Annotated in this window: 23 protein-coding genes; 7 read left to right on the top strand and 16 right to left on the bottom strand. The window is 43.9% G+C overall.

Annotated elements, in window-relative coordinates; all coding sequences use genetic code 11:
• Positions 1-123: 123 nt before the first annotated feature.
• Together gpt and K1M91_RS03515 are read right to left on the bottom strand one after the other, a co-directional pair.
• Positions 124-597 (bottom strand): xanthine phosphoribosyltransferase, encoded by a 474-nt coding sequence (gpt, locus tag K1M91_RS03520; protein WP_348983259.1) that lies wholly within the window; start codon positions 595-597, stop codon positions 124-126.
• Positions 598-630: 33 nt separating this feature from the next.
• Entirely contained in the window at positions 631-1,923 is a 1,293-nt protein-coding gene (locus tag K1M91_RS03515) for an NCS2 family permease (protein ID WP_232800170.1), read from the bottom strand.
• Positions 1,924-2,279: 356 nt separating this feature from the next.
• Between K1M91_RS03515 and K1M91_RS03510 the strand changes: the two genes are divergently transcribed.
• On the top strand, positions 2,280-3,917 hold the full coding sequence (locus K1M91_RS03510; RefSeq protein WP_232800169.1) for a methyl-accepting chemotaxis protein: 1,638 nt from the start codon (positions 2,280-2,282) through the stop codon (positions 3,915-3,917).
• 41 nt (positions 3,918-3,958) lie between these two features.
• Here the strand turns inward: K1M91_RS03510 and K1M91_RS03505 are convergent, their stop codons facing one another.
• Positions 3,959-4,468, bottom strand: a complete 510-nt coding sequence (locus K1M91_RS03505; protein ID WP_232800168.1) for a hypothetical protein — start codon at positions 4,466-4,468, stop codon at positions 3,959-3,961.
• A 191-nt stretch (positions 4,469-4,659) separates the two neighbouring features.
• On the opposite strand from K1M91_RS03505, the gene K1M91_RS03500 reads away from it, so the two are divergent.
• Positions 4,660-6,120: an aminoacyl-histidine dipeptidase gene (locus tag K1M91_RS03500; protein WP_232800167.1), complete on the top strand. Its 1,461-nt coding sequence runs from the start codon at positions 4,660-4,662 to the stop codon at positions 6,118-6,120.
• Positions 6,121-6,311: 191 nt separating this feature from the next.
• Positions 6,312-6,803 (top strand): hypothetical protein, encoded by a 492-nt coding sequence (locus tag K1M91_RS03495; RefSeq protein ID WP_232800166.1) that lies wholly within the window; start codon positions 6,312-6,314, stop codon positions 6,801-6,803.
• A 4-nt stretch (positions 6,804-6,807) separates the two neighbouring features.
• On the opposite strand, the gene dinB is transcribed toward K1M91_RS03495, so the two are convergent.
• The 13 genes from dinB to K1M91_RS03430 form a co-directional block, all read right to left on the bottom strand.
• Positions 6,808-7,875 (bottom strand): DNA polymerase IV, encoded by a 1,068-nt coding sequence (gene dinB, locus K1M91_RS03490; protein WP_232800165.1) that lies wholly within the window; start codon positions 7,873-7,875, stop codon positions 6,808-6,810.
• A gap of 110 nt (positions 7,876-7,985) precedes the next feature.
• A complete protein-coding gene (gene nqrM, locus K1M91_RS03485; protein WP_232800164.1) occupies positions 7,986-8,210 on the bottom strand; it encodes a (Na+)-NQR maturation NqrM in 225 nt (74 codons plus the stop codon).
• Complete coding sequence (locus K1M91_RS03480) at positions 8,207-9,235, bottom strand: FAD:protein FMN transferase (protein ID WP_232800163.1); 1,029 nt, start codon at positions 9,233-9,235, stop codon at positions 8,207-8,209. The genes nqrM and K1M91_RS03480 overlap by 4 nt, the downstream gene beginning before the upstream one ends.
• A 6-nt stretch (positions 9,236-9,241) precedes the next feature.
• Complete coding sequence (gene nqrF / locus K1M91_RS03475) at positions 9,242-10,465, bottom strand: NADH:ubiquinone reductase (Na(+)-transporting) subunit F (protein WP_232800162.1); 1,224 nt, start codon at positions 10,463-10,465, stop codon at positions 9,242-9,244.
• 42 nt (positions 10,466-10,507) lie between these two features.
• On the bottom strand, positions 10,508-11,116 hold the full coding sequence (nqrE, locus tag K1M91_RS03470; protein WP_232800161.1) for an NADH:ubiquinone reductase (Na(+)-transporting) subunit E: 609 nt from the start codon (positions 11,114-11,116) through the stop codon (positions 10,508-10,510).
• Entirely contained in the window at positions 11,116-11,742 is a 627-nt protein-coding gene (locus K1M91_RS03465) for an NADH:ubiquinone reductase (Na(+)-transporting) subunit D (protein WP_232800160.1), read from the bottom strand. The genes nqrE and K1M91_RS03465 overlap by 1 nt, the downstream gene beginning before the upstream one ends.
• Positions 11,735-12,532 carry a Na(+)-translocating NADH-quinone reductase subunit C gene (locus K1M91_RS03460; protein WP_232800159.1) on the bottom strand — a complete coding sequence of 266 codons (798 nt, stop codon included), beginning with the start codon at positions 12,530-12,532 and terminating at the stop codon, positions 11,735-11,737. Before K1M91_RS03460 ends, K1M91_RS03465 begins: the two co-directional genes overlap by 8 nt.
• Positions 12,525-13,730: an NADH:ubiquinone reductase (Na(+)-transporting) subunit B gene (locus K1M91_RS03455; RefSeq protein ID WP_232800158.1), complete on the bottom strand. Its 1,206-nt coding sequence runs from the start codon at positions 13,728-13,730 to the stop codon at positions 12,525-12,527. The genes K1M91_RS03460 and K1M91_RS03455 overlap by 8 nt, the downstream gene beginning before the upstream one ends.
• Before the next feature lie 3 nt (positions 13,731-13,733).
• A complete protein-coding gene (locus K1M91_RS03450; protein ID WP_232800157.1) occupies positions 13,734-15,071 on the bottom strand; it encodes a Na(+)-translocating NADH-quinone reductase subunit A in 1,338 nt (445 codons plus the stop codon).
• 365 nt (positions 15,072-15,436) lie between these two features.
• Positions 15,437-16,537, bottom strand: a complete 1,101-nt coding sequence (locus K1M91_RS03445; RefSeq protein ID WP_232800156.1) for a TRAP transporter substrate-binding protein — start codon at positions 16,535-16,537, stop codon at positions 15,437-15,439.
• 45 nt (positions 16,538-16,582) lie between these two features.
• The gene (locus K1M91_RS03440) at positions 16,583-17,965 is read right to left on the bottom strand and encodes a TRAP transporter large permease subunit (RefSeq protein ID WP_232800155.1); all 1,383 of its coding nucleotides are present in this window, start codon (positions 17,963-17,965) and stop codon (positions 16,583-16,585) included.
• Positions 17,965-18,507, bottom strand: a complete 543-nt coding sequence (locus K1M91_RS03435; RefSeq protein WP_232800154.1) for a TRAP transporter small permease subunit — start codon at positions 18,505-18,507, stop codon at positions 17,965-17,967. The genes K1M91_RS03440 and K1M91_RS03435 overlap by 1 nt, the downstream gene beginning before the upstream one ends.
• A gap of 187 nt (positions 18,508-18,694) precedes the next feature.
• Positions 18,695-19,294 carry an alpha-ketoglutarate-dependent dioxygenase AlkB gene (locus K1M91_RS03430; protein ID WP_232800153.1) on the bottom strand — a complete coding sequence of 200 codons (600 nt, stop codon included), beginning with the start codon at positions 19,292-19,294 and terminating at the stop codon, positions 18,695-18,697.
• 112 nt (positions 19,295-19,406) lie between these two features.
• On the opposite strand from K1M91_RS03430, the gene K1M91_RS03425 reads away from it, so the two are divergent.
• The 4 genes from K1M91_RS03425 to K1M91_RS03410 all read left to right on the top strand — a co-directional run bounded on the left by K1M91_RS03425 (position 19,407) and on the right by K1M91_RS03410 (position 24,060).
• Positions 19,407-19,979, top strand: a complete 573-nt coding sequence (locus K1M91_RS03425) for a YajG family lipoprotein (RefSeq protein WP_232800152.1) — start codon at positions 19,407-19,409, stop codon at positions 19,977-19,979.
• A gap of 3 nt (positions 19,980-19,982) precedes the next feature.
• A complete protein-coding gene (locus tag K1M91_RS03420; protein ID WP_232800151.1) occupies positions 19,983-20,564 on the top strand; it encodes a peptidylprolyl isomerase in 582 nt (193 codons plus the stop codon).
• A gap of 130 nt (positions 20,565-20,694) precedes the next feature.
• The gene (locus tag K1M91_RS03415; RefSeq protein WP_232800150.1) at positions 20,695-22,218 is read left to right on the top strand and encodes an MFS transporter; all 1,524 of its coding nucleotides are present in this window, start codon (positions 20,695-20,697) and stop codon (positions 22,216-22,218) included.
• A 309-nt stretch (positions 22,219-22,527) separates the two neighbouring features.
• Positions 22,528-24,060 (top strand): Re/Si-specific NAD(P)(+) transhydrogenase subunit alpha, encoded by a 1,533-nt coding sequence (locus tag K1M91_RS03410; protein WP_232800149.1) that lies wholly within the window; start codon positions 22,528-22,530, stop codon positions 24,058-24,060.
• Positions 24,061-24,064 lie beyond the last annotated feature (4 nt).

Raw genomic sequence — 24,064 nt, 5'->3', positions numbered from 1 at the left:
TTTTATAAGAATAATGTGTCTGAAATTGGATTTTATTCATTAGCTTAGATCAAAGACAGATAAAAAATGAGCAAAAAAAAGCGGCTCAATGCCGCTTTATTTATTCATGACTGAGTCACTACCTTACTCTTCATCAACCAAAGGCTTGGTATAACTAAGGGTCATATCCCATGGCTGCTCAATCCAAGTGTCTTGGGGAATTTCCATGATAAAGTCATCGACTAAATGCTTACCCGCAGGTTTTGCAAACACAGTCACAAAGCGCGCTTTTGGTAACATTTCGCGAATAACTTTAGCCGTGCCACCGGTATCAACTAAATCGTCAACCACAATGAAACCGTCACCATCATGATCAACACCTTTAATTACTTTCAGCTCTTTTTGCTGATCGTGGGTGTAGCTGGCGATACAAATAGTATCAACATGACGAATACCCAGTTCACGGGCTAAAATTGCCGCTGGCACTAGGCCACCGCGACTCACAGCGATAATACCTTTCCATTGATCAGCAGGCAGTAATTTACGCGCCAAACGGCGAGATTCTCTTTGCTCTAGTTCCCAAGAGACGTAGAATTTTTTGCTCATATTTACCTCAATATGATTCGAGTTGACGTTGGCGCAAAGCGATCACTAAAAATGCAATGCAAACTTAACAGCAAATAGTATTGCCAGTACCCAAACGCTACTGCTCACAGTCATGGCTTTACCTGTAATAAGTTTAATTACAGCATAAGCAATAAAGCCAATGGCAATACCATGGGCAATCGAGAATGTGAGTGGCATAAGCAGTGTTACCACAACTACAGGTGCCGCCTCAGTAATGTCATGCCAATCAATGCGGGTTAAACCCGACATCATTAGAATGGCAACATAAAACAACGCACCCGCCGTCGCATAAGCAGGCACCATGCCAGCAAGGGGCGCAAAGAATAAACATAAAAGGAATAAAATGCCAACAATAACGGCAGTTAATCCCGTTCTACCACCTTCAGCCACACCACTTACACTTTCAATGTAGCTGGTTGTAGTTGAAGTACCTAATAATGAGCCTGAAATAGATGCGCCGCTGTCCGCCAGTAAAGCACGATTCAAGCGAGGTAAGTTACCCTTTTCATCCAATAACTTAGCTTTATCCGCAACCGCAATCAGGGTGCCAGACGTATCAAATAAATCGACAAATAAGAAAGCAAAGACCACACTGATCATCGCAACATTAAATGCACCAGCAATATCTAAAGCAAGAAAGGTCGGTGCAACTGATGGCGGCATAGAAACAATGCCACCATAAGCGACATCACCCAATGCCCAGCCGAGAAAAGTGACACCCAACACGGCATACATGATGCCGCCTTTCACGCGAAAGTGCACTAAAGCGATAATGGCAAAAAAGCCAACACTCGCCAGTAATGCATGTAATGATGTTAAATCACCAAGGCTTACTAATGTATTTGGATTACCTACCACAATTCCGGCATTTTTCAGCGCAATCAGGGCTAAAAACAAACCGATACCCGCTGCAATACCAGTGCGTAGTGCTTGCGGTATGCTATTAATAATCCACTCTCGGATGCGAAACAAGCTAAGAAAAACAAAGCAACAACCCGATAAGAAGACAGCGCCTAAAGCCACTTCCCAGCTATAGCCCATATCACCAACCACAACATAAGCAAAAAACGCATTTAGCCCCATCCCAGGCGCCAAAGCCACTGGGTAGTTAGCGTAAAAGCCCATGATAAAACAACCAATTGCGGCAGCTAAGCAAGTGGCAACAAATACCGCTCCTCGGTCCATCCCTGTATCCGATAACATAGCCGGATTAACAAAAATAATGTAAGCCATGGTTAAGAAGGTAGTGATACCTGCAATAATTTCCGTTCGAGCACTAGTGTTGTGCTCTTTAAGTTTAAATAATTTTTCTAACATCTTGAGCGTCCATTTAAATTAACCGAGTTATCAACTGATAACCACCTTCAGCTACACTCCTTAACATAATGCTAGGAATGCCATTTTTATGACTACTTTATAAACTGAAAGTGCAGGTCCGTGGTGAAATTAGCCGCGGATTATAAAAGCCTGCTCATCAATTAACCATGACTTTAATCAGAAATACGCGGTAAGGGCTATAAAATTAATCAATCAAAACCATGAACTATCAAATGTAAATCACAACTTAATCAGCAATATTCAATCATCATACTAAAGTGTGAAGCACTACCCGTTTATGACATTTAATTATTGATACAAATCAATTTCTTAACCTTGTAGAAGGAATGCCTATCATGTTGACAACTCTACGACACTTATCTATTGGGCAGCGCTTATACAGTAACTTAGCACTCGCTTTAATGGGCATGTTTGCCTTAGTGGTGTTAGTACTATATCAATATCAGAATGCACTACTTAACGACAAGCGAGCGCAAGTACAATTTGAAGTCGATACCGTGTACTCCCTTATTGAGCACTTTCACCAGCAAGCAAAAACAGGTTTATACGACGAGGCAACGGCAAAACGCAATGCCATATCAGCCATTAAGGCCATTCGCTATAATAAGACCGACTATTTTTGGATTAATGATATGGGTCCCAATATGGTGATGCATCCGATTAAACCCAAATTAGATGGCCAATCTCTTGCAAATGTAAAAGATCCCAACGGCAAAAGCTTATTTGTCGCGTTTACGGAAGTAGTAAGAAAACAAGGGGCAGGCTTTGTTGATTACCAATGGCCTAAACCTGGCTTTGAAGAGCCGGTTGATAAAATATCCTTTGTTAAAGGTTATCAACCATGGGGTTGGGTAATCGGTACCGGTATTTACTTAGACGATGTGCAAGGGCTTTTTCTTGAGATGGTATACAAAGTTAGCGCCGTTTTTATGGCAATTTCCGTCACTTTATTAGGACTTTCCACCCTTATTATTGCCAGTATTACTAAACCATTAAAGCAAAGTGCCGGTGCGATGTCTGATATTGCCCAAGGAGAAGGCGACCTAACCGTTACCCTTGAAAGTAAAGGGCAAGATGAAATAACCAAACTGGCTAATAATTTTAATCTATTCACTCAAAAAATAGCCTTATTAGTCAGACAAATGCAGCCTGTTAGCCACAACATTGGAGATACCGCTGCACAATTGAACCACGCAGTACAATCTAATCACCGCATTGCCGAACAGCAGCATCATGAAACCGATGGTGTTGCTACGGCCATGAATGAAATGCTCGCTACCACACAAGAAGTCGCTAATAGTGCTCAGCTCGCGGCAGACTCTGCCGCAGAGGCAAACCAACGAGCGCAACATGGCCAAGCCTCTGTCGACGAAACGGTTAGCTCTATCGCGGCCTTAGGTGAAGAGTTAGAGCAAACCGTTAGCTTAGTTACACAATTAGAACAAGATAGCCAACAAATAGGCTCAATATTAGATGTTATCCGCAGCATTGCCGAGCAAACTAATTTACTGGCTTTAAATGCAGCAATAGAAGCGGCAAGAGCGGGTGAGCAGGGACGAGGCTTTGCAGTCGTGGCCGATGAAGTGCGCACTTTGGCAACGCGAACACAAGACTCCACCGATGAAATTCAGCAAATGATAGCCAAATTACAAAAAGGTACCAATGACGTCGCAAATTCAGTAGAGCAGACCCTAGCTCAATCTAGTAAAACAGCAGCACGAGCAGGCTCCGCTGGGACGGCATTGAGTGAAATTGTCGCGTCTATTGATATTATCACCGATATGAACCATCAAATTGCCAGCGCGGCTGAACAGCAATCAAAAGCCTTAGATGAGATTAATCGCAACGTAAACAATATCTCTGATTTGGCCAGTGAGTCCATGTCCCATAATCAAACCACTAGTGACGCCAGTGGCCAGCTGCAACTAGTGGGGCAAGAGTTGAATCAGTTAATGGGACAATTTAAAGTCTAGTCGCCCCCCGCAAACTCACACTCATCACAAGCGATACCAGCTTAACCTTTGTTAAGTTGGCGTTGCTTCATTTGCTCTATAGCTTGTGCCCCTGAGCTCACCACAACAATATCTTTATGAGGAAAGCAGGCTAATTGCTGATAGATCCTAGGTCGCATGTTAGTGGGGTAATGCCACAAGAACTTAATGAAAGTCCAGTCAAATCGCTCATGACAACCTTCAGCCATATCGGGACGATGGTTGGAAAATAAAGTGCGCTTCACTGCGCGATAAATGCAGCGATAGCGGTCGACATCAAGAAAAATTACGGTATCACAAGCGGCTAAACGAATATCTAGCGTGTTGAAATAATTACCGTCAATAATCCAGCTTTGTTGGCCGCATAACTGTTGTTGCAACTGGGCCCACGCTGGCCGCTCAGCGCGCTGCCAGTTAGGCCCCCAATAGAGACGGTCAAGATGATACAGAGGTAAATCCAGCTGCTTGGCTAATGCGACAGCTAGCGTCGACTTACCCGCCCCGCCAGAGCCAATAATGGCTATTTTGTTCATCTAAGTCCTTGTAATATAGTTCTCGGCAAATAGCGCCTCAATTGGCAAAAATAAATCAGCATATTCTGTTACCAGTGACAAAATTGCTCATAATCACTGCTAAGTTCTAACTCTGAAGCAGGTGAACCTTTATTATTTGCTCTCTTCCGCCATATAATAGCCCTTCATTCTCGTAAACGGTGCCCCTACTTATGACTCAGCTAAACCAGCTTGCTCCCCAGCCCTTATGGCAATTTTTTAGCCAAATATGCAGCATTCCACATCCATCAAAACATGAACAAGCATTATCTGATTGGATCATGCAATGGGCCAAGTCAGAAGGGTTATCGGTGCAGCAAGATACCATAGGTAACTTAATCATCAAGAAACCAGCCAGCGCAGGTATGGAACATAAAAAAGGCGTTATCCTACAAGCCCACATTGATATGGTGCCACAAAAAAATAGCGATACAGAGCATGATTTTGCCAAAGATCCGATTCAAGCCTATGTCGATGGCGATTGGGTGACAGCAAAAGATACCACCCTTGGCTCAGATAATGGTATTGGTATGGCTTCATGTTTAGCAGTGCTCGCCAGTAAAGACATTGCGCACGGCCCAATTGAAGTATTATTAACCATTGATGAAGAGGCTGGCATGACGGGGGCATTTGGCTTAGAGCCAGGTTACTTTGATGGTGAAATACTGATCAATACCGACTCAGAGGAAGAAGGTGAAGTTTACATGGGCTGCGCCGGTGGCGTGAATGTGAACGTGCACTTCCCTATTCAAACCCAACCATTAGCAGTCGCACAATCTGGCTACCAAATTAGTGTATCGGGTCTAAAGGGAGGACATTCCGGGTGTGATATTCACCTTGGTCGGGGTAACGCCAATAAAATTATCGCCCGCTGTTTATATGAGCTGAGTCAGCAAGCTGAATTTGATTTAACACTCAGTCAGCTTCAAGGCGGTAGTTTACGTAACGCCATTCCTCGTGAAGCCAGTGCGCAATTCATTATCAGCGACACTAAGCAGCAAGCACTCCAGCAATTTTTTACTCAGCTCACCAACCAAATCAAAGCGACCCTAGCCCACACTGAACCAAACTTAACCCTTAGCTTAACGCCAGTGCAAGTCAGTCACGTCATCGCTCAAAAGGAACAACATCAGCTTATTGCCGCCCTACAGGGCTGCGTCAATGGCGTACTGAGAATGAGTGACGAGTTTGCGGGTGTAGTTGAAACATCTTCTAACTTAGGCGTGGTGAAGACCACAGCACTAGGCATCGATATTCAATGCCTAGTCAGGTCAATGGATGACAGTAGCCGACATGATGTGCAAAACATGCTGGCGTCTGTGTTTACACTAGCAGGAGCAGAAGTAGCGTTTGATGGCGCTTACCCTGGTTGGGCACCAAAGGTAGATTCAGACATGCGCGATTTGGTGCGAGAAGTTTACCAAACCGAGTTTGGCAGTACACCAAAAATAATGATGATCCATGCCGGATTAGAATGCGGCCTATTTAAGGCGGTTTATCCAGACTGGGACATGGTATCGATTGGGCCAACCATAAAATTCCCCCATTCACCCGACGAAAAAGTACATATTGGCAGTGTGGCAAAATACTGGCAGCTACTAGTCAAAGTGCTCGAAGCAATCCCTACGAAGTAAGATAAAAGTAGTGATGCTCAGAGAGCATCACTACTTGCATCATCTCTGCTTTCCTTGAATCACAATATGTAGGGATAACAAATACCGTATCAGCATTAACTAACACACGTATAAACAATAATTAATTGTTGATACCTTTGGTTAATAGTTTAAGTTGCGTAGAATGTGTACCTGCTATTAGGGAGGATACGATGAAATTAACTCGATTTGGCTTACCTTTACTTTATTCGCTATTGGCTTTACCAATGAGCGCTAGCGTTCAGTCAAACTCATGGAGTGAAGCATGGGAAAGTACTAAAAAAGCTGGCTCTGATGCTTGGCAAGCAACAAAAGAAACGAGTGGAGATGTTTGGGATGCTACAAAAGAAACATCAGCTGACGCTTGGGAAGTGACCAGTAAAGAAACCAGTGAAACATGGCAAGAGGTCAAAACTGACAGTAGCGAAGCTTGGTCAGAAACGACTGATACCAACAGTAGCTATTGGCAAAAACTAAAGTCCTCATCGGATAAAACGTGGCAAGAGACTAAAGCCGCAATCGCTGGTGAAAGCTCAAACAACAGCCCTGTAAAGCAAAAATCAACCTCTCAAACATCAGCCAAAACACCAAGCGAGCCATCGAAAAAAGCAAATTCAGCAGAGCAATATGATATTGAAGTGATAGAGATGGACTGGGATGAATAAATCACTAAATCAGTTTTAGCTGCTTAGCCGCGGCATCTATCATCTCATCTTGTTGCAACTGTGCTGATAACCCCAACAGCCTAATGCCACGACCCTGACTTTTTTCCAGCAGTTGATGCAACAATGGCTGATAACAACTTGGGTGTAAATATTGCACTCGTTGCTCGGCAGAGCGTAATTGAAAATCGGCAAATTTCATTTTAACCGCAAGTGAACGAATTTTATCATGAGCTCCCACGCGTGCAACACGGCGTAGTAATTCTTTATATAGGTCACTTAACACGGCTTCGCACTCACCCAATTGCTTTATATTATGACTTAGCGTCCGCTCTACGCCGACGGATTTTCTCGCGCGATCAACCACAACTTCACGATTATCGATGCCATGACAGCGATCGAGTAATACACGGCCAAACTTTCCAAATTGGGTTAAAAGGGATTCTTTGGCATAGCCTTGCACATCTTTGCAGGTATGAAGTCCAAGTTGGTGTAACTTTTCTAAAGTGACCTTACCTACACCAGGGATTTTTTCTAATGGCATACTGGCGACAAAGCTATCTACTTCGGCAGGTGTGATCACACATAAGCCATTAGGTTTATTTTCGTCGGATGCCACTTTGGCGATAAATTTACATGGCGCGACACCTGCCGATGCGGTGAGTCCCGTTTCTTCTGCAATGGCGCGGCGAATATCTTGAGCAATGTAAGTGGCAGAGCCTGAAAACAATAGCGATTCACTGACGTCTAAATAAGCCTCGTCGAGTGACAGCGGTTCAATGATGTCAGTATAACGATGAAAAATTTGCTGAATATGCATCGAGGCGGCTTTGTATGCATCCATTCGCCCAGGTAATAACACCAGCTCAGGACAGAGTTGCAGTGCCTTATGAGTTGGCATTGCACTGCGCACCCCGTATTTACGCGCAACATAATTACACGTAGACAGCACACCGCGTCGTGAAGCTGCACCACCAATAGCGATAGGGAGAGTTTTCAACGCTGGATTATCACGCATTTCTACTGCGGCATAAAAACAATCCATATCGACATGAATAATTTTTCTTTGCATCATACCAATCCAAAAAACTGATTATTCATACAGTATATGTATAAATAATCAGTTCTCAAGTTTTGGCTAATAAAAAAGACCCTCTCAGGTCTTTTTTATCTATTAACTACGAGCTAAATAATACGGTTTTTTTCCAACATTTCACGTCTGGCTTTTTCTTTTGCCATTTTATTCTTGCGGTTGTCACAAGGATCGGGACAGTCACATTCCTTGTCGATACCGATACTGCCTAAGCCACCGCAACTACCACTTACGGCTTTCTTTTGAAAAATGTAACCCACCGACATCGCGGCGATCACTAATACAAATACTACGAAAGTTGCAAGAAAGTACGTCATTTTGCCTCCTGCAGCAAATAAGGTGCAAATTGCTGCGTATATTGCTCACTAAACCCTGTTTCTGTTTTGGTGATCATAAAAACAGGTAACTTTTGTTGGACAGCAAAATCATAACCTAGTTTAGGCCCCATCACCATAATTGCCGTGGCCAAGCCATCGGAAACCATTGATGATTTATCAATCACAGTCACTGAAACCAGCTTATGCTTGATTGGCATGCCAGTGATAGGATTAATCATATGGGAAAAACGCTCGCCGTCTTCTTCGAAGTAATTTCGGTAATCACCGGAAGTCGCAACAGCGTTATCACCAGGCAATACAATCTCTTGGATCGCTCGCTCATTGGTAACAGGCTTTTCAACTGCGATCCGCCAAGGCAGATGTTTGTCATTACTGCCTTTCATGCGCAGCTCACCACCAATATCAACCAGGTAATGCTGCTCGCCAAGGCTCTCTATATATTCAGCAATTTGATCAACACCAAAGCCTTTAGCAATCGAGGATAAATCTACATATAGCTCTGGAATAGCCTTTTTTAAGGTTAAACCAGACACACTCAAGTGCTCAATACCTGTAATGGCTTTTCGCTCAGCAATTTGCTCCGCCGAAGGAGAGTGAGTTGGCCTCGCGTCTGGGCCAAAACCCCAAAGATTAACTAAAGGACCGACCGTAATATCTAACGCACCTTGAGTTAACTGAGCCAACTCAATTCCTTTTTGTACAACTGCAATTGTATCAGCAGAAACTTGATGAGATTGCTCAGCCTGGTTAAATAAAGACAGCTCTGAATTGGGGCGATAAGTCGACATTTGATCATTGACCAATTCTAAACGTTTATCGATTTCAGCCTGAAAGGCCGCTTGATCCGTTATCTTATCCGTCACTACCTTTACACGGTAATACGTGCCCATGGTCGCACCCTCAATCACCACCATAGGTGCTGACTGAACCTGATCTTTACTGCAAGCAGTAATAAAAAAGGCTAGCCCGATCAAGGCTAGCCATTTAGTTATGGATAAAGGCATCAGTGATTAACCACCAAAGTCATCCAGTAAGATGTTCTCGTCTTCAACACCTAACTCTTTCAGCATGTTGATAACTGCAGCATTCATTACTGGTGGACCACACATGTAGTATTCACAATCTTCTGGCGCTTCATGATCGCGCAAGTAGTTTTCAAATAATACATTATGGATAAAGCCAGTGTAGCCATCCCAATTATCTTCAGGCTGTGGATCACTTAACGCCACATGCCATTCAAAGTTGTCGTTTTCAGCCGCAATCGAGTCGAAATCTTCTACGTAGAACATTTCACGCTTCGAGCGCGCACCGTACCAGAAGCTAACTTTACGGTCAGTATGCAAGCGACGGAACTGGTCAAAGATATGAGAGCGCATTGGCGCCATACCAGCACCACCACCAACAAATACCATTTCAGCTTTGGTGTCTTTAGCAAAGAACTCACCAAATGGACCAGAAATAGTTACCTTGTCACCCGCTTTCAAACTGAAGATGTACGAAGACATCTTACCGCATGGCAAGCTCATATTATTAGGCGGCGGCGTAGCAATACGCACGTTTAGCATAATAATACCGTATTCTTCTGGGTAGTTAGCCATTGAATAAGCACGAATCGTTTCTTCATCTACCTTAGATTCAAGGTTGAAGAAACCAAAGTGTTCCCAGTCACCACGATACTGCTCTTCGATATCGAAGTCAGCGTATTTAACATGGTGAGCAGGTGCTTCAATTTGGATATAACCACCCGCACGGAACGGAACTGATTCGCCATCAGGAATTTGTAGTTTAAGCTCTTTAATAAAGGTTGCTTTGTTATCATTAGAGATAACTTCACATTCCCAACGCTTAACACCAAAAATTTCTTCTGGTAATTCAATATCCATATCTTGCTTAACGTTTACCTGACAAGCTAAACGTTCACCTTCGCGGGCTTCACCCTTAGAGATATGGTCTAGTTCAGTCGGCAGAATGTCACCGCCACCTGATTTGATTTTTACACGACACTGGCCACATGAACCACCGCCACCACAGGCTGATGATACAAAAATACCAGAGTTCGCGAGGGCGCCAAGTAGCTTACCGCCAGCGCCACAAGTGATCGCCTTTTCAGGATCACCGTTTACTGAGATTTTAATGTCGCCAGAGGCCACTAGCTTTGATTTAGCAGACAAGATAATAAATACCAAGGCTAAAACAATCACTGTGAACATGACAACGCCGAGAATGATTTCCATCGACAATTTCCTTGCTTCAGGGACCGAAAAACGGCCCCAAGATTACAACTGAATACCAGAGAAAGACATAAAGCCTAGTGCCATCAGACCTGAAGTAATAAAGGTAATACCTAAACCACGTAGACCATCTGGAACATCTGCATATTTCATTTTTTCACGGATACCCGCAAGCGCAACAATGGCTAACATCCAGCCCACACCACTACCGACACCATAAACAAACGACTCAGCAATGTTGTATTCACGTTGAACCATGAATGACACACCACCGAAAATGGCACAGTTAACCGTGATAAGTGGCAAGAAAATACCCAAGGCTTGGTAAAGCGCAGGGAAGTATTTGTCTAACACCATCTCTAATATTTGCACTAAGGCTGCAATAACACCGATGAAAGTGATGTAGCCTAAGAAGCTTAAATCAGCTTCACCAAGACCAGCCCACTCTAATGCACCTGGCGCTAGCAAGTTAAAGTAAATAACTTGGTTAACCGGTACTGAGATAGCTAATACCACAATTACAGCGACGCCTAGGCCAAATGCTGTTTTTACTTTCTTCGATACCGCAAGGAAGGTACACATACCAAGGAAGAAAGCTAATGCCATATTTTCGATGAAAATAGAGCGTACGAATAAACTTAAGTAATGTTCCATTAGTCCTTCGCCTCAACCTGTTCAGGTTTAAATGTTCTGATTGCCCAGATCAATAACCCGATGATAAAGAAAGCACTTGGCGGTAACAGTAATAAACCGTTACTTTGGTACCAACCACCTGCAGAAATTAATGGCATGATTTCGATGCCAAATAACGCACCAGAACCAAAGAATTCACGAATGCCACCAACTGCAACAAGAATGAAGCCGTAACCTAAACCATTACCGATTCCGTCCATAAAGCTTGCGCCAGGTGGACTCTTCATCGCATAAGCTTCCGCACGACCCATTACAATACAGTTAGTAATAATCAAGCCTACGTAAACCGACAGTTGCTTAGATAGCTCAAATGCCACCGCTTTAAGTACTTGGTCAACCACGATTACCAAAGAAGCAATAATTGCCATTTGTACAATAATTCGCACACTACCTGGTATGTGATTACGAATAATTGAAATAAATAAGTTAGAAAAAGCAGTTACAAACGTTACCGCTAAGGTCATTACAACCGCCGTCTCTAGCTTACTGGTCACCGCTAATGCAGAACAAACACCTAAGATTTGTAGTGCAATGGGGTTATTAGAGATGATAGGTCCAACGAGAACCTTCTTTGCATCACTAGCCATTATTAAGCTCTCCTTTACCTAACTTTTTCAGGTAAGAACCGTAACCGTCAGTACTTAACCAAAAATCGAATGTATGTTGGATACCCGTACCTGTTAGTGTTGCGCCAGATAGGCCGTCGACACCGTGTACATCACCTTCAGCAGCGCCACCTTTAACGATTTTAATCGCTGGGTTGCCTTGCTCATCATACAATTTCTTACCTGGCCACAGTGCTTTCCACATTGGGTTTTCTACTTCACCACCTAGGCCCGGTGTTTCACCTTGCTGGTAGTAAGTAATACCGTCAACGGTATTGCCATCCGGTTGAATCGCCACAAACGCATACATCATGTTCCAAAGGCCTGCGCCTCGAACCGGTACAATTACGCGCTCAAGCTCACCGGCATCACTGTTCACTAAGTAAACAAGACCAATATTTTCACGAGTAGAAAAGCCAGCAATGGCTTGTTCTGGTGAAAGCTTAGTGCTCTTTTCTGGCTCTTTAGCTGCTTTTAGCGGGTCATACTCATTGATATCTGAAACGCCTTCAACGTCTTTAACATCAACATATTCACCTGTTTTTAAGTCAACTAATCTAGGTTCAATGTTCTTAGCGAACACATCCGCCATTTTTTGCGAGCCAATTTCAAGTCCTGAAACAGCTAAAATGTTTTTTTGCTTGTCTAACAATGCGTTCGCTTGTTGAGTGGGACGAAGACCCACAGCAGCAACCGATACCACAATAGAACAAACCAGACAAACGCCGACCACAACGCCGAGGGTTTTGCCTAATGATTCTTTACTAGCCATTGCGTGCAAGTCTCCGTTTAACGTTCGCCTGAACCACAAAGTAGTCAAATAACGGGGCAAATAAATTAGCAAATAAAATTGCTAGCATCATGCCTTCTGGGAATGCAGGGTTGACTACACGAATTAACACCACCATGACACCGATTAACGCACCGTACATCCACTTACCACGATTGGTAAATGAAGCCGATACTGGATCAGTTGCCATAAAGATCATGCCGAATGCAAAACCACCCATCACTAAATGCCAGTGCCATGGCACAGCAAACATTTGGTTGGTATCTGATCCGATAGCATTAAATAAGAATGCTGTTACCGCCATCCCTATCATGACACCAGAAACAATACGCCAAGATGCAATTTTAGTGATCATCAAGAAAGCACCACCAATTAGGATAGCGATAGTTGACACTTCACCAATTGAACCTTGCATGTTACCAATAAAGGCATCCATCCAGCTAAGCTGAGCGGTTACGGCATCCATACCACCGTTAGCGGCTAGACTAAGTGAGGTTGCACCCGAGAAGCCATCAACTGCCGTCCACACTGAATCACCAGAAATATCTGATGGGTATGCGAAGAATAGGAAAGCGCGGCCCGCTAATGCTGGGTTTAAGAAGTTACGACCTGTACCACCGAATATTTCCTTGGCGATAACCACACCAAAAGTGATACCGAGAGCCACCTGCCACAAGGGAATTGAAGCGGGTACGATCAATGCGAACAGTACCGAAGTAACAAAGAAACCTTCGTTCACTTCATGACGTCGTACGGTTGCAAACAGCACTTCCCAGAAACCACCAACGATGAATGTCACCGCATAGATAGGTAAGAAGTACATAGCGCCAAATAGCATGTTGGCAAACACACCCGCGTCGGCACCCATGGTGACACCGAACATTTGCAGTAGCGCAACACGCCAGTCATCAAATGCGACCCCCGTCCCCATTGCAATGGCTTCGTTGGCTTGAAAACCAACATTGTACATACCAAAAAACATGGCTGGGAATGTGGCTAACCAAACAAAAATCATGATGCGTTTTAAGTCGATGCTATCACGAACGTGAGAGCGACCTTTATTCACAAAACCTGGCGTATAAGCAAAAGTAGCAACCGCTTCATATAGCGCATACCATCTTTCGTGCTTGCCACCAGGTTCAAAATGAGGTTCGATATCCTCAATCAATTTTTTTAACATTTTTTAGCCTTCCTTCTCAATCGTGGTCAAACAGTCACGAAGAATAGGACCAAAGTCATACTTACCTGGACATACAAAAGTACATAGAGCCAAATCTTCTTCATCTAGCTCAAGACAGCCAAGGGCTACAGCACTATCAAGATCACGAGCAATCAAATCGCGTAGTAGCATGGTTGGCAAGATATCAAGGGGCATAACACGCTCATACTGGCCAATTGGCACCATCGCACGATCACTACCACCTGTAGTAGTAGTAAAGTTAAATAACTTTTTACTCAATGCAGACGCAAACACGTTAGCTACCGAGAATCTGTTGACGCCAGGGTAACCCCAGCCAAGAAATTCTTTTTCTCTGCCTTCAGTTAGTACAGATACTTGGTTAGCGTAACGACCTAAGTAATTAACTGGACCTAATGCTGTTGTACCGTATAAAACAGAACCCGAAATAATACGGTTTTCACCAGCTTTTAGCTCACCTTGAGTTAGCTCAGATAAACAAGCACCGAGACGTGTACGTAATAAGCGCGGTTTGTTTACTGATGGACCAGCTAATGACACGACGCGGTCGGTATATAACTCACCAGTCAAGAATAAATGGCCATAAGCGATCACATCTTGGTAGTTAATGTACCAAACTTGTTTCGTCGCACTAGCAGGCTCTAAAAAGTGAATATGAGTTCCTGCTAAGCCAGCAGGATGAGGACCGCTAAAAACGTGCTCTTCAACATTTGACAGAGATGCTTTTGGCAAACCAGCTTCGCCTCGACATACATACACTTTACCGTCAGTTAACTGAGATAATACAGCTAAACCATTCAGGTATGCTTGCTCTTGCTCTTTGATAATCACTTCTGCAGATGCCGCTAATGGATTAGTGTCCATCGCGGTAACAAAAATGGCCACAGGAGCGGCATCAATTGCCGGAACCTTACTAAAAGGTCGCGTACGTAACGCAGTCCAAGCGCCAGATTCAACCAAATTTTGCTTGATTTTTTCTCGGCCTAGAGACGTTAATTCAGCTGCGCTGTATTTCTCAAAAGAAACACTGTCGTTGCCATTTATGGCAATAACAACAGACTGAAGCACACGTTTTGCTCCACGGTTAATTTCTTCAACTACTCCGGATGCTGGCGCTGTGTATTGCACACCTTCGTTCTTTTTATCGACAAAAAGAACTTGGCCTTTTTTTACACTATCTCCTACCTTGATTTTCATGGTAGGGCGCATGCCAACATAGTCTTCGCCCAGGGTAGCTACCTTAGTGATGGCGTTGCCATCATGGATTACTTGCTCTGGAGCACCTTGAATCGGGAGATCCAGTCCTCTTTTTATTGTAATCATACTCACTTGCACTACTTTAACGGGAAGAAAGGGTTTGTGCCTAAAGACACTCTATTTATTCGCTAGACACCTGATCTGACGCCAGTGCTACGTTCCTTTGTAACACCCCTGCGACATGAAGATAACATCCAGCTAAATTTTCAGGCGCTGTATTCTAGCATTAAAGATGGCAGAATCGCCAAAAAAAATAGCGATTTGACACCATCATCCTTTAAATTTCGCGGGTGAATTAACAAATAAAACCTTAGTGCTGAATCAAGCTTGTTACAAATTTTCTTACAGCTTGTTACAAAAATACGACTAAAGTCGAATACAAAAACGGCCCTCTCGGGCCGCCTTACAAACTTGATTTAAATCAATTTTTCTTAATTATCACGTAGTTCCATATAAGCTTTAGATGAAACCTTACTGTACTCTTTCGCATCATTGAGAAATGTCATGTACGCATCGTACACTTTTTTCATTTGTGGATCGGTCGCCACCTGTTCTTGCAATACCTCTTCGGTTAGCGCTTTCAATTTAACCATTACTTCGGGTGGAAATTGACGAAGTTCAACCCCGTGTTCATTAACCAATATTTTTAGTGCTTTGGCATTTTGCACCATGTATTCATCCAGCATTTCTTCGTTAGTCGCTTTCGCTGCCACTTCTACAATCATCCGTAAATCTTCAGGTAATGCTGCTAAAGCCGCTTTGTTAGCCATAAATTCAATGGTCGTACCAGGCTCATGCCAGCCTGGGTAATAGTAGTATTTAGCCGCTTTATGAAGACCAAATGCTAAATCATTATATGGTCCCACCCATTCGGTCGCATCAATCGCGCCAGTCTGTAGTGAAGTGAATATTTCACCACCTGGCATATTAACTGGTACACCGCCTGCTCGCTTCAAGACCTCGCCACCTAAACCAGGCAAGCGCATTTTAAGGCCTTCCAAATCCGACACTGAATTGATTTCTTTATTAAACCAACCACCCATTTGAATATCTGTGTTGCCTCCCGCTAATGGAACCAAACCAAATGGCGCATAAACTTCTTGCCAAAGCTCTAAGCCACCGCCGTTGTGAAGCCAAGCATTCATCTCTTGCGCGGTCATACCAAATGGCATAGTAGAGAAAAACTGCGCCGCGGGGGATTTACCTTTCCAATAATAAGCCCCTGAGTGCCCCATTTGTGCGGTGCCTGCTGATACGGCATCAAACACTTGCAATGCGGGCACTAATTCACCGGCACCATAAACTTTAATGGTTAAGCGGCCACCGCTCATTTTTCCCACTTTTTCAGCAAAACGTTCTGGCGCGACACCTAAGCCAGGGAAGTTTTTAGGCCAAGAAGTGACCAATTTCCACTTAATGGCTTCTTGTTTTACTTGCTCCTTAACAGCCGCTTTTTCAGCTCCGCACCCCACTAGTGACAAACTTGCCGCCGTAAGGAAAATAGCCGAAGCCCATCTGGTGATTCTTCTCATTTAGCTCTCCTGTAGTCACTATCGTTAATTATCAATTACGAACTTCTATTTATAAATTTGATCGGGTAACCAAGTGACTAAACTTGGCCAGATTGCCAGCGCCATTAACACCACTAACTGGATCGCGATATACGGCGCAACACCGCGATAAATATCCTTTGTCGCCACACTTTCTGGCGCTACGCCACGTAAATAAAATAAGGCGAAGCCAAAAGGTGGAGTTAAAAATGACGTTTGTAAGTTCACCGCAAACATAATCCCCAGCCACACAGGATCAAATCCCATGGCGAGCAATACCGGCCCAACGATAGGCACCACCACAAAGGTAATTTCAATAAAGTCGAGAATAAAACCCAGTAAAAACACCACTAGCATCACCACCAGCATGGCACCAAAGGCGCCGCCCGGCATATTGTTAAATAATTCATGAATAAGATCTTCGCCGCCAAAGCCACGAAATACCAAGGAGAAAACGGATGCACCGATCAAAATCATAAAAACCATGCAAGTGATCTTAAGAGTGGTTTGAACCACATCAGCCATCACTTGCTTGCTCATCTTACCTTGGATAAAAGCCAATAAGGTGGCGCCAAATGCCCCAACCCCCGCCGCTTCAGTGGGCGTAGCTAAGCCCAAAAGAATAGAGCCAAGCACGGCAAAAATTAGCATCAAAGGGGGAATTAAAGCTTGTAACAGCGCCACTTTCGCAAGTGGACTGGCCTCATCAGCCGCTTCATTTGCCGCGGCTTGATTAATTGTATTTGGGTTTAACCAACTCATTAAAAAGACATAGAGTAAGTAACAGGACACCAGAATTAAACCGGGAACAATTGCACCAGCAAAAAGATCGCCAACTGAAACCGTATCGGGCGAAAAGATACCCATTTTAACTTGCGCTTGCTGATAAGCACTTGATAGCACATCACCGAGCAAAACGAGGGCGATAGAAGGAGGAATAATTTGCCCTAATGTGCCTGTCGCGCAAATGGTGCCTGTGGCAAAACTTGCACTGTAACCGCGTTTTAGCATGGTCGGCAATGATAATAACCCCATGGTCACCACCGTTGCTCCGACAATACCGGTACTAGCAGCCAACAACATTCCCACCATGACCACAGCAATAGCAAGGCCGCCCTTCACTTGCCCCATCACTTGCCCCATGGAAGTAAGTAGTTTTTCGGCAACTTGCGATTTTTCTAACATCACTCCCATTAAGACAAATAATGGCACAGCAAGTAAGGTTTGGTTAATCATGATGCCGTAAATACGATTGGGCAAAGCGCCTAGATAAGCTCCGTCAAAGTGGCCTGTTACAATACCGATAGATGCAAAAACCAAAGACGTGCCCGCAAGAGAGTAAGCAACAGGGTAGCCAGCCATTAACACCAGACAAACGGCGACGAACATAACTATCGATAAATATTCCATTAGATCATCACCTCATCTTTTTCTTGGCTTATCGGTTGATCTAATAAGGTGAGAACATTAATGAGCGTTTGGCTGATGCCTTGTAATAGCAACAGTAAAGGCATTAACAGTAAATTTGTTTTTAAAATAAAAACTAAAGGTAAGCCGCCAGGCTCAGGACTCCCCTCTAATAAGCGCCATGAGCCCATCACGTAATCCCAACTACTAAAAAAAAGGAACAGACACACTGGTAATAACAAAAAGGTAAAACCTATAATATCGACCCAAGCTTTGGTCTTAGGAGAGAAATTACGATAGAACACGTCAACGCGCACATGGTCATCATATTTCAGGGTATAGCCTGCCCCTAACATAAAAGTCATGGCATGGAGATATAAGGTAGACTCCTGCAAACCAATCGAGCCATATGCAAAACCGTAGCGCAGTAATACAACGACTAAAACCAGTAACACCATCACTAGCAACAGCCAAGCCAATGCACGCCCTAACCAATCAGAGCTCTGATTAATAATTTGTACACACCATCTCATCCCTGCGGACATGACTTCATCCTTGCATATTAAAGCTGCGCAATGGGCTGGTCTCTGCCAAACCCAAACAATTGTTATCAATTTGAAAACAAAATTAACAATTGTTTGATGTTAATATAAAATCATTATGAAGCAAGGAGCGGTAGGTAAATACATGAAGCAAATCAATTTACGGCCTGATATTGCCAGTTACAGACACTTAAACCATACAAACATCACGAAAAGTAAGGTTGATGCGTAAGCGACAAGGCTTTTGCGTTTTTGCTACTTGGTGCTGCCAATTGTGCTGAGTTGAACCGCCCATGATCAACAGTGCGCCATGAGGCAAAGCGAGTTCAAGTTTTTCTCCCGTTGTTTTATGCCTTAATAAAAACCGTCTGGTTTCGCCAAAGCTTAAAGATGCGATAACAGGATTAGGGCCCAGCTCAGTTTCATCATCACTATGCCAGCCCATATAATCACTGCCATTTCGATATAAATTACCCAGAACCGTATTAAAAGAATGGCCGCTGGCCAATTCAACATCCCCCTTAAGCTGGCTCAGTAATGTGGTCCAAGGCTCAGGGGTTAATGTTAAGCCCGAGTAAGTATAAGGTTTGTCGCCAAACCATACTTGCTGGCGAGGTTGCAGCACTTCCTTGCCGTATAAGCGGATATTTAACTGTTGCCACGCTAACTGCTGCAAGGCTAATAGGTGATTATCGGCCTGACTTTGCGAATAAAAGTCAGGTTGATACCAAAGGTCAGCGCCAGACAACTGAATATGCTCCAACCCCTGATGCCCACTAAATAACATCATAACTTACTCTGTAATATAAAAAATCAGCCTAGACATAATAATCAAATGATAGATTTTCAAAACAAATACGCTATCATCACGAATTCTATTTCTTTACCAGTTAAAGGCAATTATGAAATCACTTCTCGTCCCATTATTGGGCCTTGCTTTACTAAGCGGTTGCTCATCATCTTTACCCCTTAACCTGCATTTATCACCTAAAGTGGCAGAGCAAACAGTAAAGTACCCCGCCAACACCACTACAGCCTTAGTTTCTAGCGATTTACGTACACAACCACATATTGTTAGTATTCAAGAGGATGACAAGCCCACTACCTTAGTCAATAACGATGTTCCAGTGCGCATCTTACTCGCAGACAAGCTAGGCCAAGGATTAACTGAGCAAGGGGTCACCATTACCGGAAGTTCAAGTACCAAACTGCACCTTGATGTTGTAGCAATGGAAACCAAAATAATCAAAAACGGTACCAGCTTTGACGCACAAAGCACAACTCAGTTAACATTGGTTATAGAAAAACCAACGCGTAAAATAACCAAGCAATACAAAACCGTTTCAACGAAAACAGGCCCGTTTAGCCCGACAGCAGCAGAGCTGGAAGAAGGCTTAAACAAGCAACTGACTACATTGCTTGCAGATATTTTGAACGACAAACAACTCTTTGAAGAACTAAATAAAAAGGACTAATTGATGAACTTTCGCCATCTTCTCTCCGCTTTCTTGTTGATGTTATTAACTGGCTTCAGCTTCACAGCCCATGCTGCAAACCCAGAAATAAAAATCAAAACCAGCAAAGGTGATATTGTCCTAGAGCTTTATCAAGATAAAGCGCCAATCACCGTCGATAATTTTTTGGCTTATATCAAACAAGATGAGTTCAAAAATAGCTTGTTTCATCGCGTGATCCCAGGCTTTATGATCCAAGGGGGCGGCTTCAATCAAGATTACCAACGCCTAGCAACCAATGCGCCAATTAAAAACGAAGCCAGCAATGGCCTATCAAACAGCCGTGGCACAATCGCGATGGCGCGCACTAATGCTCCCGATTCCGCTACGCGCCAATTTTTTATTAACCACGCCAACAACACTAACTTAGATCAAGGAGCCTATGGCGCCGGTTATGCCGTGTTTGGTAAAGTCACTTCTGGCATTGAAGTAGTTGATGCCATTGCTAATGTCGCAACAGGCACCACTGCAGCCATGCCGGGCGCGCGTGACGTACCGACCAACCCAGTCGTGATTAACAGTATTCAAGTTATTGAAGCTAAATAATTAACGATATTTCAGTTTAATTAGCCAGTCCTGATTTGGACTGGCATATTACCACTAAGCCATACCATCACCGTTTCTACTTCGTTTTATCTCGTGTTATTCCTTGATTTTGTTGCCTTAGACTCGCAGAATGCCTAAGCATTCTTGTTTCGAGGCCAAGACAATTTCAGCCATAACTAAATCAAGCTGGTGGCAAGCCATTAGCGTCTACTTTGAAAAACGTGTCGCCGTTTTATTTTTACTGGGTTTTTCTGCAGGCCTGCCTATTTTACTGGTGTTTGGCACCTTGTCGTTTTGGTTACGAGAGGCTGGCGTTGATCGCGCCTTAATTGGCTTTGCCAGCTGGGCCGGCCTTGCTTATGGTTTTAAATGGGTTTGGGCGCCCATGGTCGACCGCTTTTCTCTGCCTGTATTATCAAACTTACTCGGCCGTCGTCGCAGTTGGCTGTTATTATCACAATTGTTGATCATGGCCGCTATCGCAGGTATCGCCTTTACCGATCCTCTTGAACACTTAGGCCTATTTGTCGCTTTTGCCGTGATGGTGGCCTTTGCCTCGGCCACCCAAGATATTGTGATTGATGCCTATCGCATTGAGTCCGCACCGGAAAAATATCAAGCGGCGATGTCGGCGTCTTATCTAACGGGTTATCGTTTAGCCATGATTGCCGCTGGGGCTGGCGCATTAACCTTAGCTGCCTTGTTTGCCGATGGCGCGCAGGGCTATCATCGCAGCGCTTGGACACTATCCTATTTAGTCATGATGTGTTTAATGCTGATTGGCGTCATCACTTGCTTATTTTGTCATGAGCCAGATGTGGACTTAAGAAAGTCAAACGCTGAACAACTTGAAATACAAAGCAACCTTATCGCTAACGGCATGTTCCCAGTGTTTGCTCGAGTAATCGCTTGGGCACAAATATCCATCTTTATGCCGTTTGCGGATTTCTTCTTGCGCTATCGTTGGCAAGCGTTACTGATCTTAGCCCTTGTTGCCACCTACCGTATTTCAGATATTGTGATGGGGATCATGGCCAACCCTTTTTATGTTGATATGCAGTTCACTAAAGAGCAAATTGCCGCCGTCACTAAAGTGTTTGGCGTGATCATGACATTAGTGGGGGCGGGATTCGGCGGTATTTTGATCCATAAATTTGGCACCATGAAAATTTTGTTTCTCGGCGCCCTGCTCTCAGCTGCCACCAACTTAACCTTTGCTTTATTAGCGATGACCAAAGTTGATGAAGTGCTTTATCAAGGGCAATTAACCCTTTTTAGCGCCGAGCCGTGGGAATTTATTGTTACTAACTTTCATTTATTAATTGCGGTTATCTCACTGGATAACTTAAGTGGGGGGATCGCAATCTCCGCCTTTATCACTTATCTATCTAGCTTAACCAATCGAACTTTTTCAGCGACCCAATATGCCCTGTTTAGCTCGGTGATGACCTTACTACCAAAATTTATTGCAGGATTTTCAGGTCAGTTCGTTAATAAATTCGGCTATGTGCATTTTTTTATTGCTACGGCGGCCATCGGTATCCCAGTATTGATCCTGATCTTACTCATCAGTCGTTACGTAACATTACAACAAGCGACGACCACTCCAAATCAGGAAACGTCCGGCTCAGAAGTAACATCTGAGCTAAAATAGCCAACATTTCAGCAAGAAGGTAACCGATAGAGGCCGAATCGCCTCTATTTTTTATACCTAAAAAATAAATTTGGCAAACCTTCTTATACCGTTAAGTTATAAAAATGACGTAATTATCCTAAAAAGATAAGCCTTTTTTAGCTTAAATAGTGGATTGAAGCGGTCATTTTCTCTAGGATGACTAAGAAATGTTGTAAAATAACACCTTTATTGAAAATAACGATAAGCCACTGAATCATGATCCAGATCCAGCCTTCTTAGATTGTTATCAGTAAAATATGCAAAAACTTAATAACTCAGGGAATAACTATGCAGATAGGTGTACCAAAAGAGCTGTTAGAAAATGAAACCCGTGTGGCTGCAACACCAAAAACGGTTGAGCAACTACTAAAACTCGGTTTTTCAGTTTCTATTGAAGCCAGTGCTGGCCAAAAAGCCAGCTTTAATGATCAAGATTATGTTGATGCAGGCGCGACACTGGCGACCGATGCCAATGCAATCTGGCAATCAGACGTTATTTTTAAGGTAAACGCGCCAACTTTTGATGAAATTGATCTCATCAAAGACGGAGCCACCTTGATCAGCTTTATTTGGCCGGCACAGAACGAAGACTTGATGAAGAAGCTAAGCAGCAAAAACATCAACGTGCTCGCCATGGATGCCGTACCTCGTATTTCTCGCGCACAAGCGTTAGACGCATTAAGTTCGATGGCAAACATTGCTGGTTACCGCGCTGTAATTGAAGCAGCTAACCAGTTTGGTCGTTTCTTTACTGGTCAGATAACGGCTGCAGGTAAAGTGCCACCAGCGAAAGTATTAGTGGTTGGCGCAGGCGTTGCTGGTCTTGCGGCCATTGGCGCAGCAGGTAGCTTAGGTGCAATCGTGCGCGCAACGGATACGCGTCCTGAGGTAGCTGAGCAAATTGAATCAATGGGTGCTGAGTTCCTAAAGCCTGATTATCAAGAAGACGGCTCAAGCACTGATGGTTATGCAAAAGTGATGAGTGAAGGCTACTTGAAAGCCCAAGCGGAGATGATTGCTGAGCAAGCCAAAGACGTTGACATCATTATTACAACCGCACTTATCCCTGGTCGCCCTGCACCATTGATCATTACCGAAGAAATGGTAATGTCGATGAAAACTGGCAGCGTAATCGTCGATTTAGCTGCGCAAACGGGCGGTAACTGTGCCTTTACTGAAAACGGTAAAGTGGTTGAAGTTAACGGCGTTAAAATCGTTGGTTACAGCGATCTACCTGGCCGCTTACCGACACAATCAAGTCAACTATACGGGACTAACCTAGTTAACTTGATGAAGCTGCTATGTAAAGAAAAAGACGGCAACATCGATATCGACTTTGAAGACGAAGTGCTACGTGGCACCACAGTCGTTAAAGAAGGCGAAATTAGCTGGCCACCACCAGCAATCAAAGTAAGCGCAGCACCTGCGCAACCTGCCGCCGCTGAGCCTGCCGCCGTAGTGGAAGAAAAGCCGGCGAATCCTTGGATCAAACCTATTGTTGCTGGTTTAGGCGCATTAGCGTTTTTCTGGATCGCCGACAGTGTACCAAGTAGCTTCTTATCTCACTTTACTGTGTTTGTCCTTGCCTGTGTGGTCGGTTATGGCGTGGTGTGGAATGTAAGCCACTCGCTGCATACCCCACTGATGAGTGTAACCAACGCAATTTCAGGCATCATCGTAATCGGTGCATTACTGCAAGTAGGCAGTGAAAATGGCTTTGCCAGTTTCTTAGCCTTTATTGGGGTACTGATTGCAACTATCAACATAGTCGGTGGTTTCACCGTAACTCAGCGCATGCTGAAAATGTTTACTAAAGACTAGGGGA

Source organism: Motilimonas sp. E26 (genome assembly GCF_021278025.1).
Lineage (GTDB): Bacteria > Pseudomonadota > Gammaproteobacteria > Enterobacterales > CBDFNC01 > Motilimonas.
This window is presented reverse-complemented; position numbering and strand designations above follow the sequence as displayed.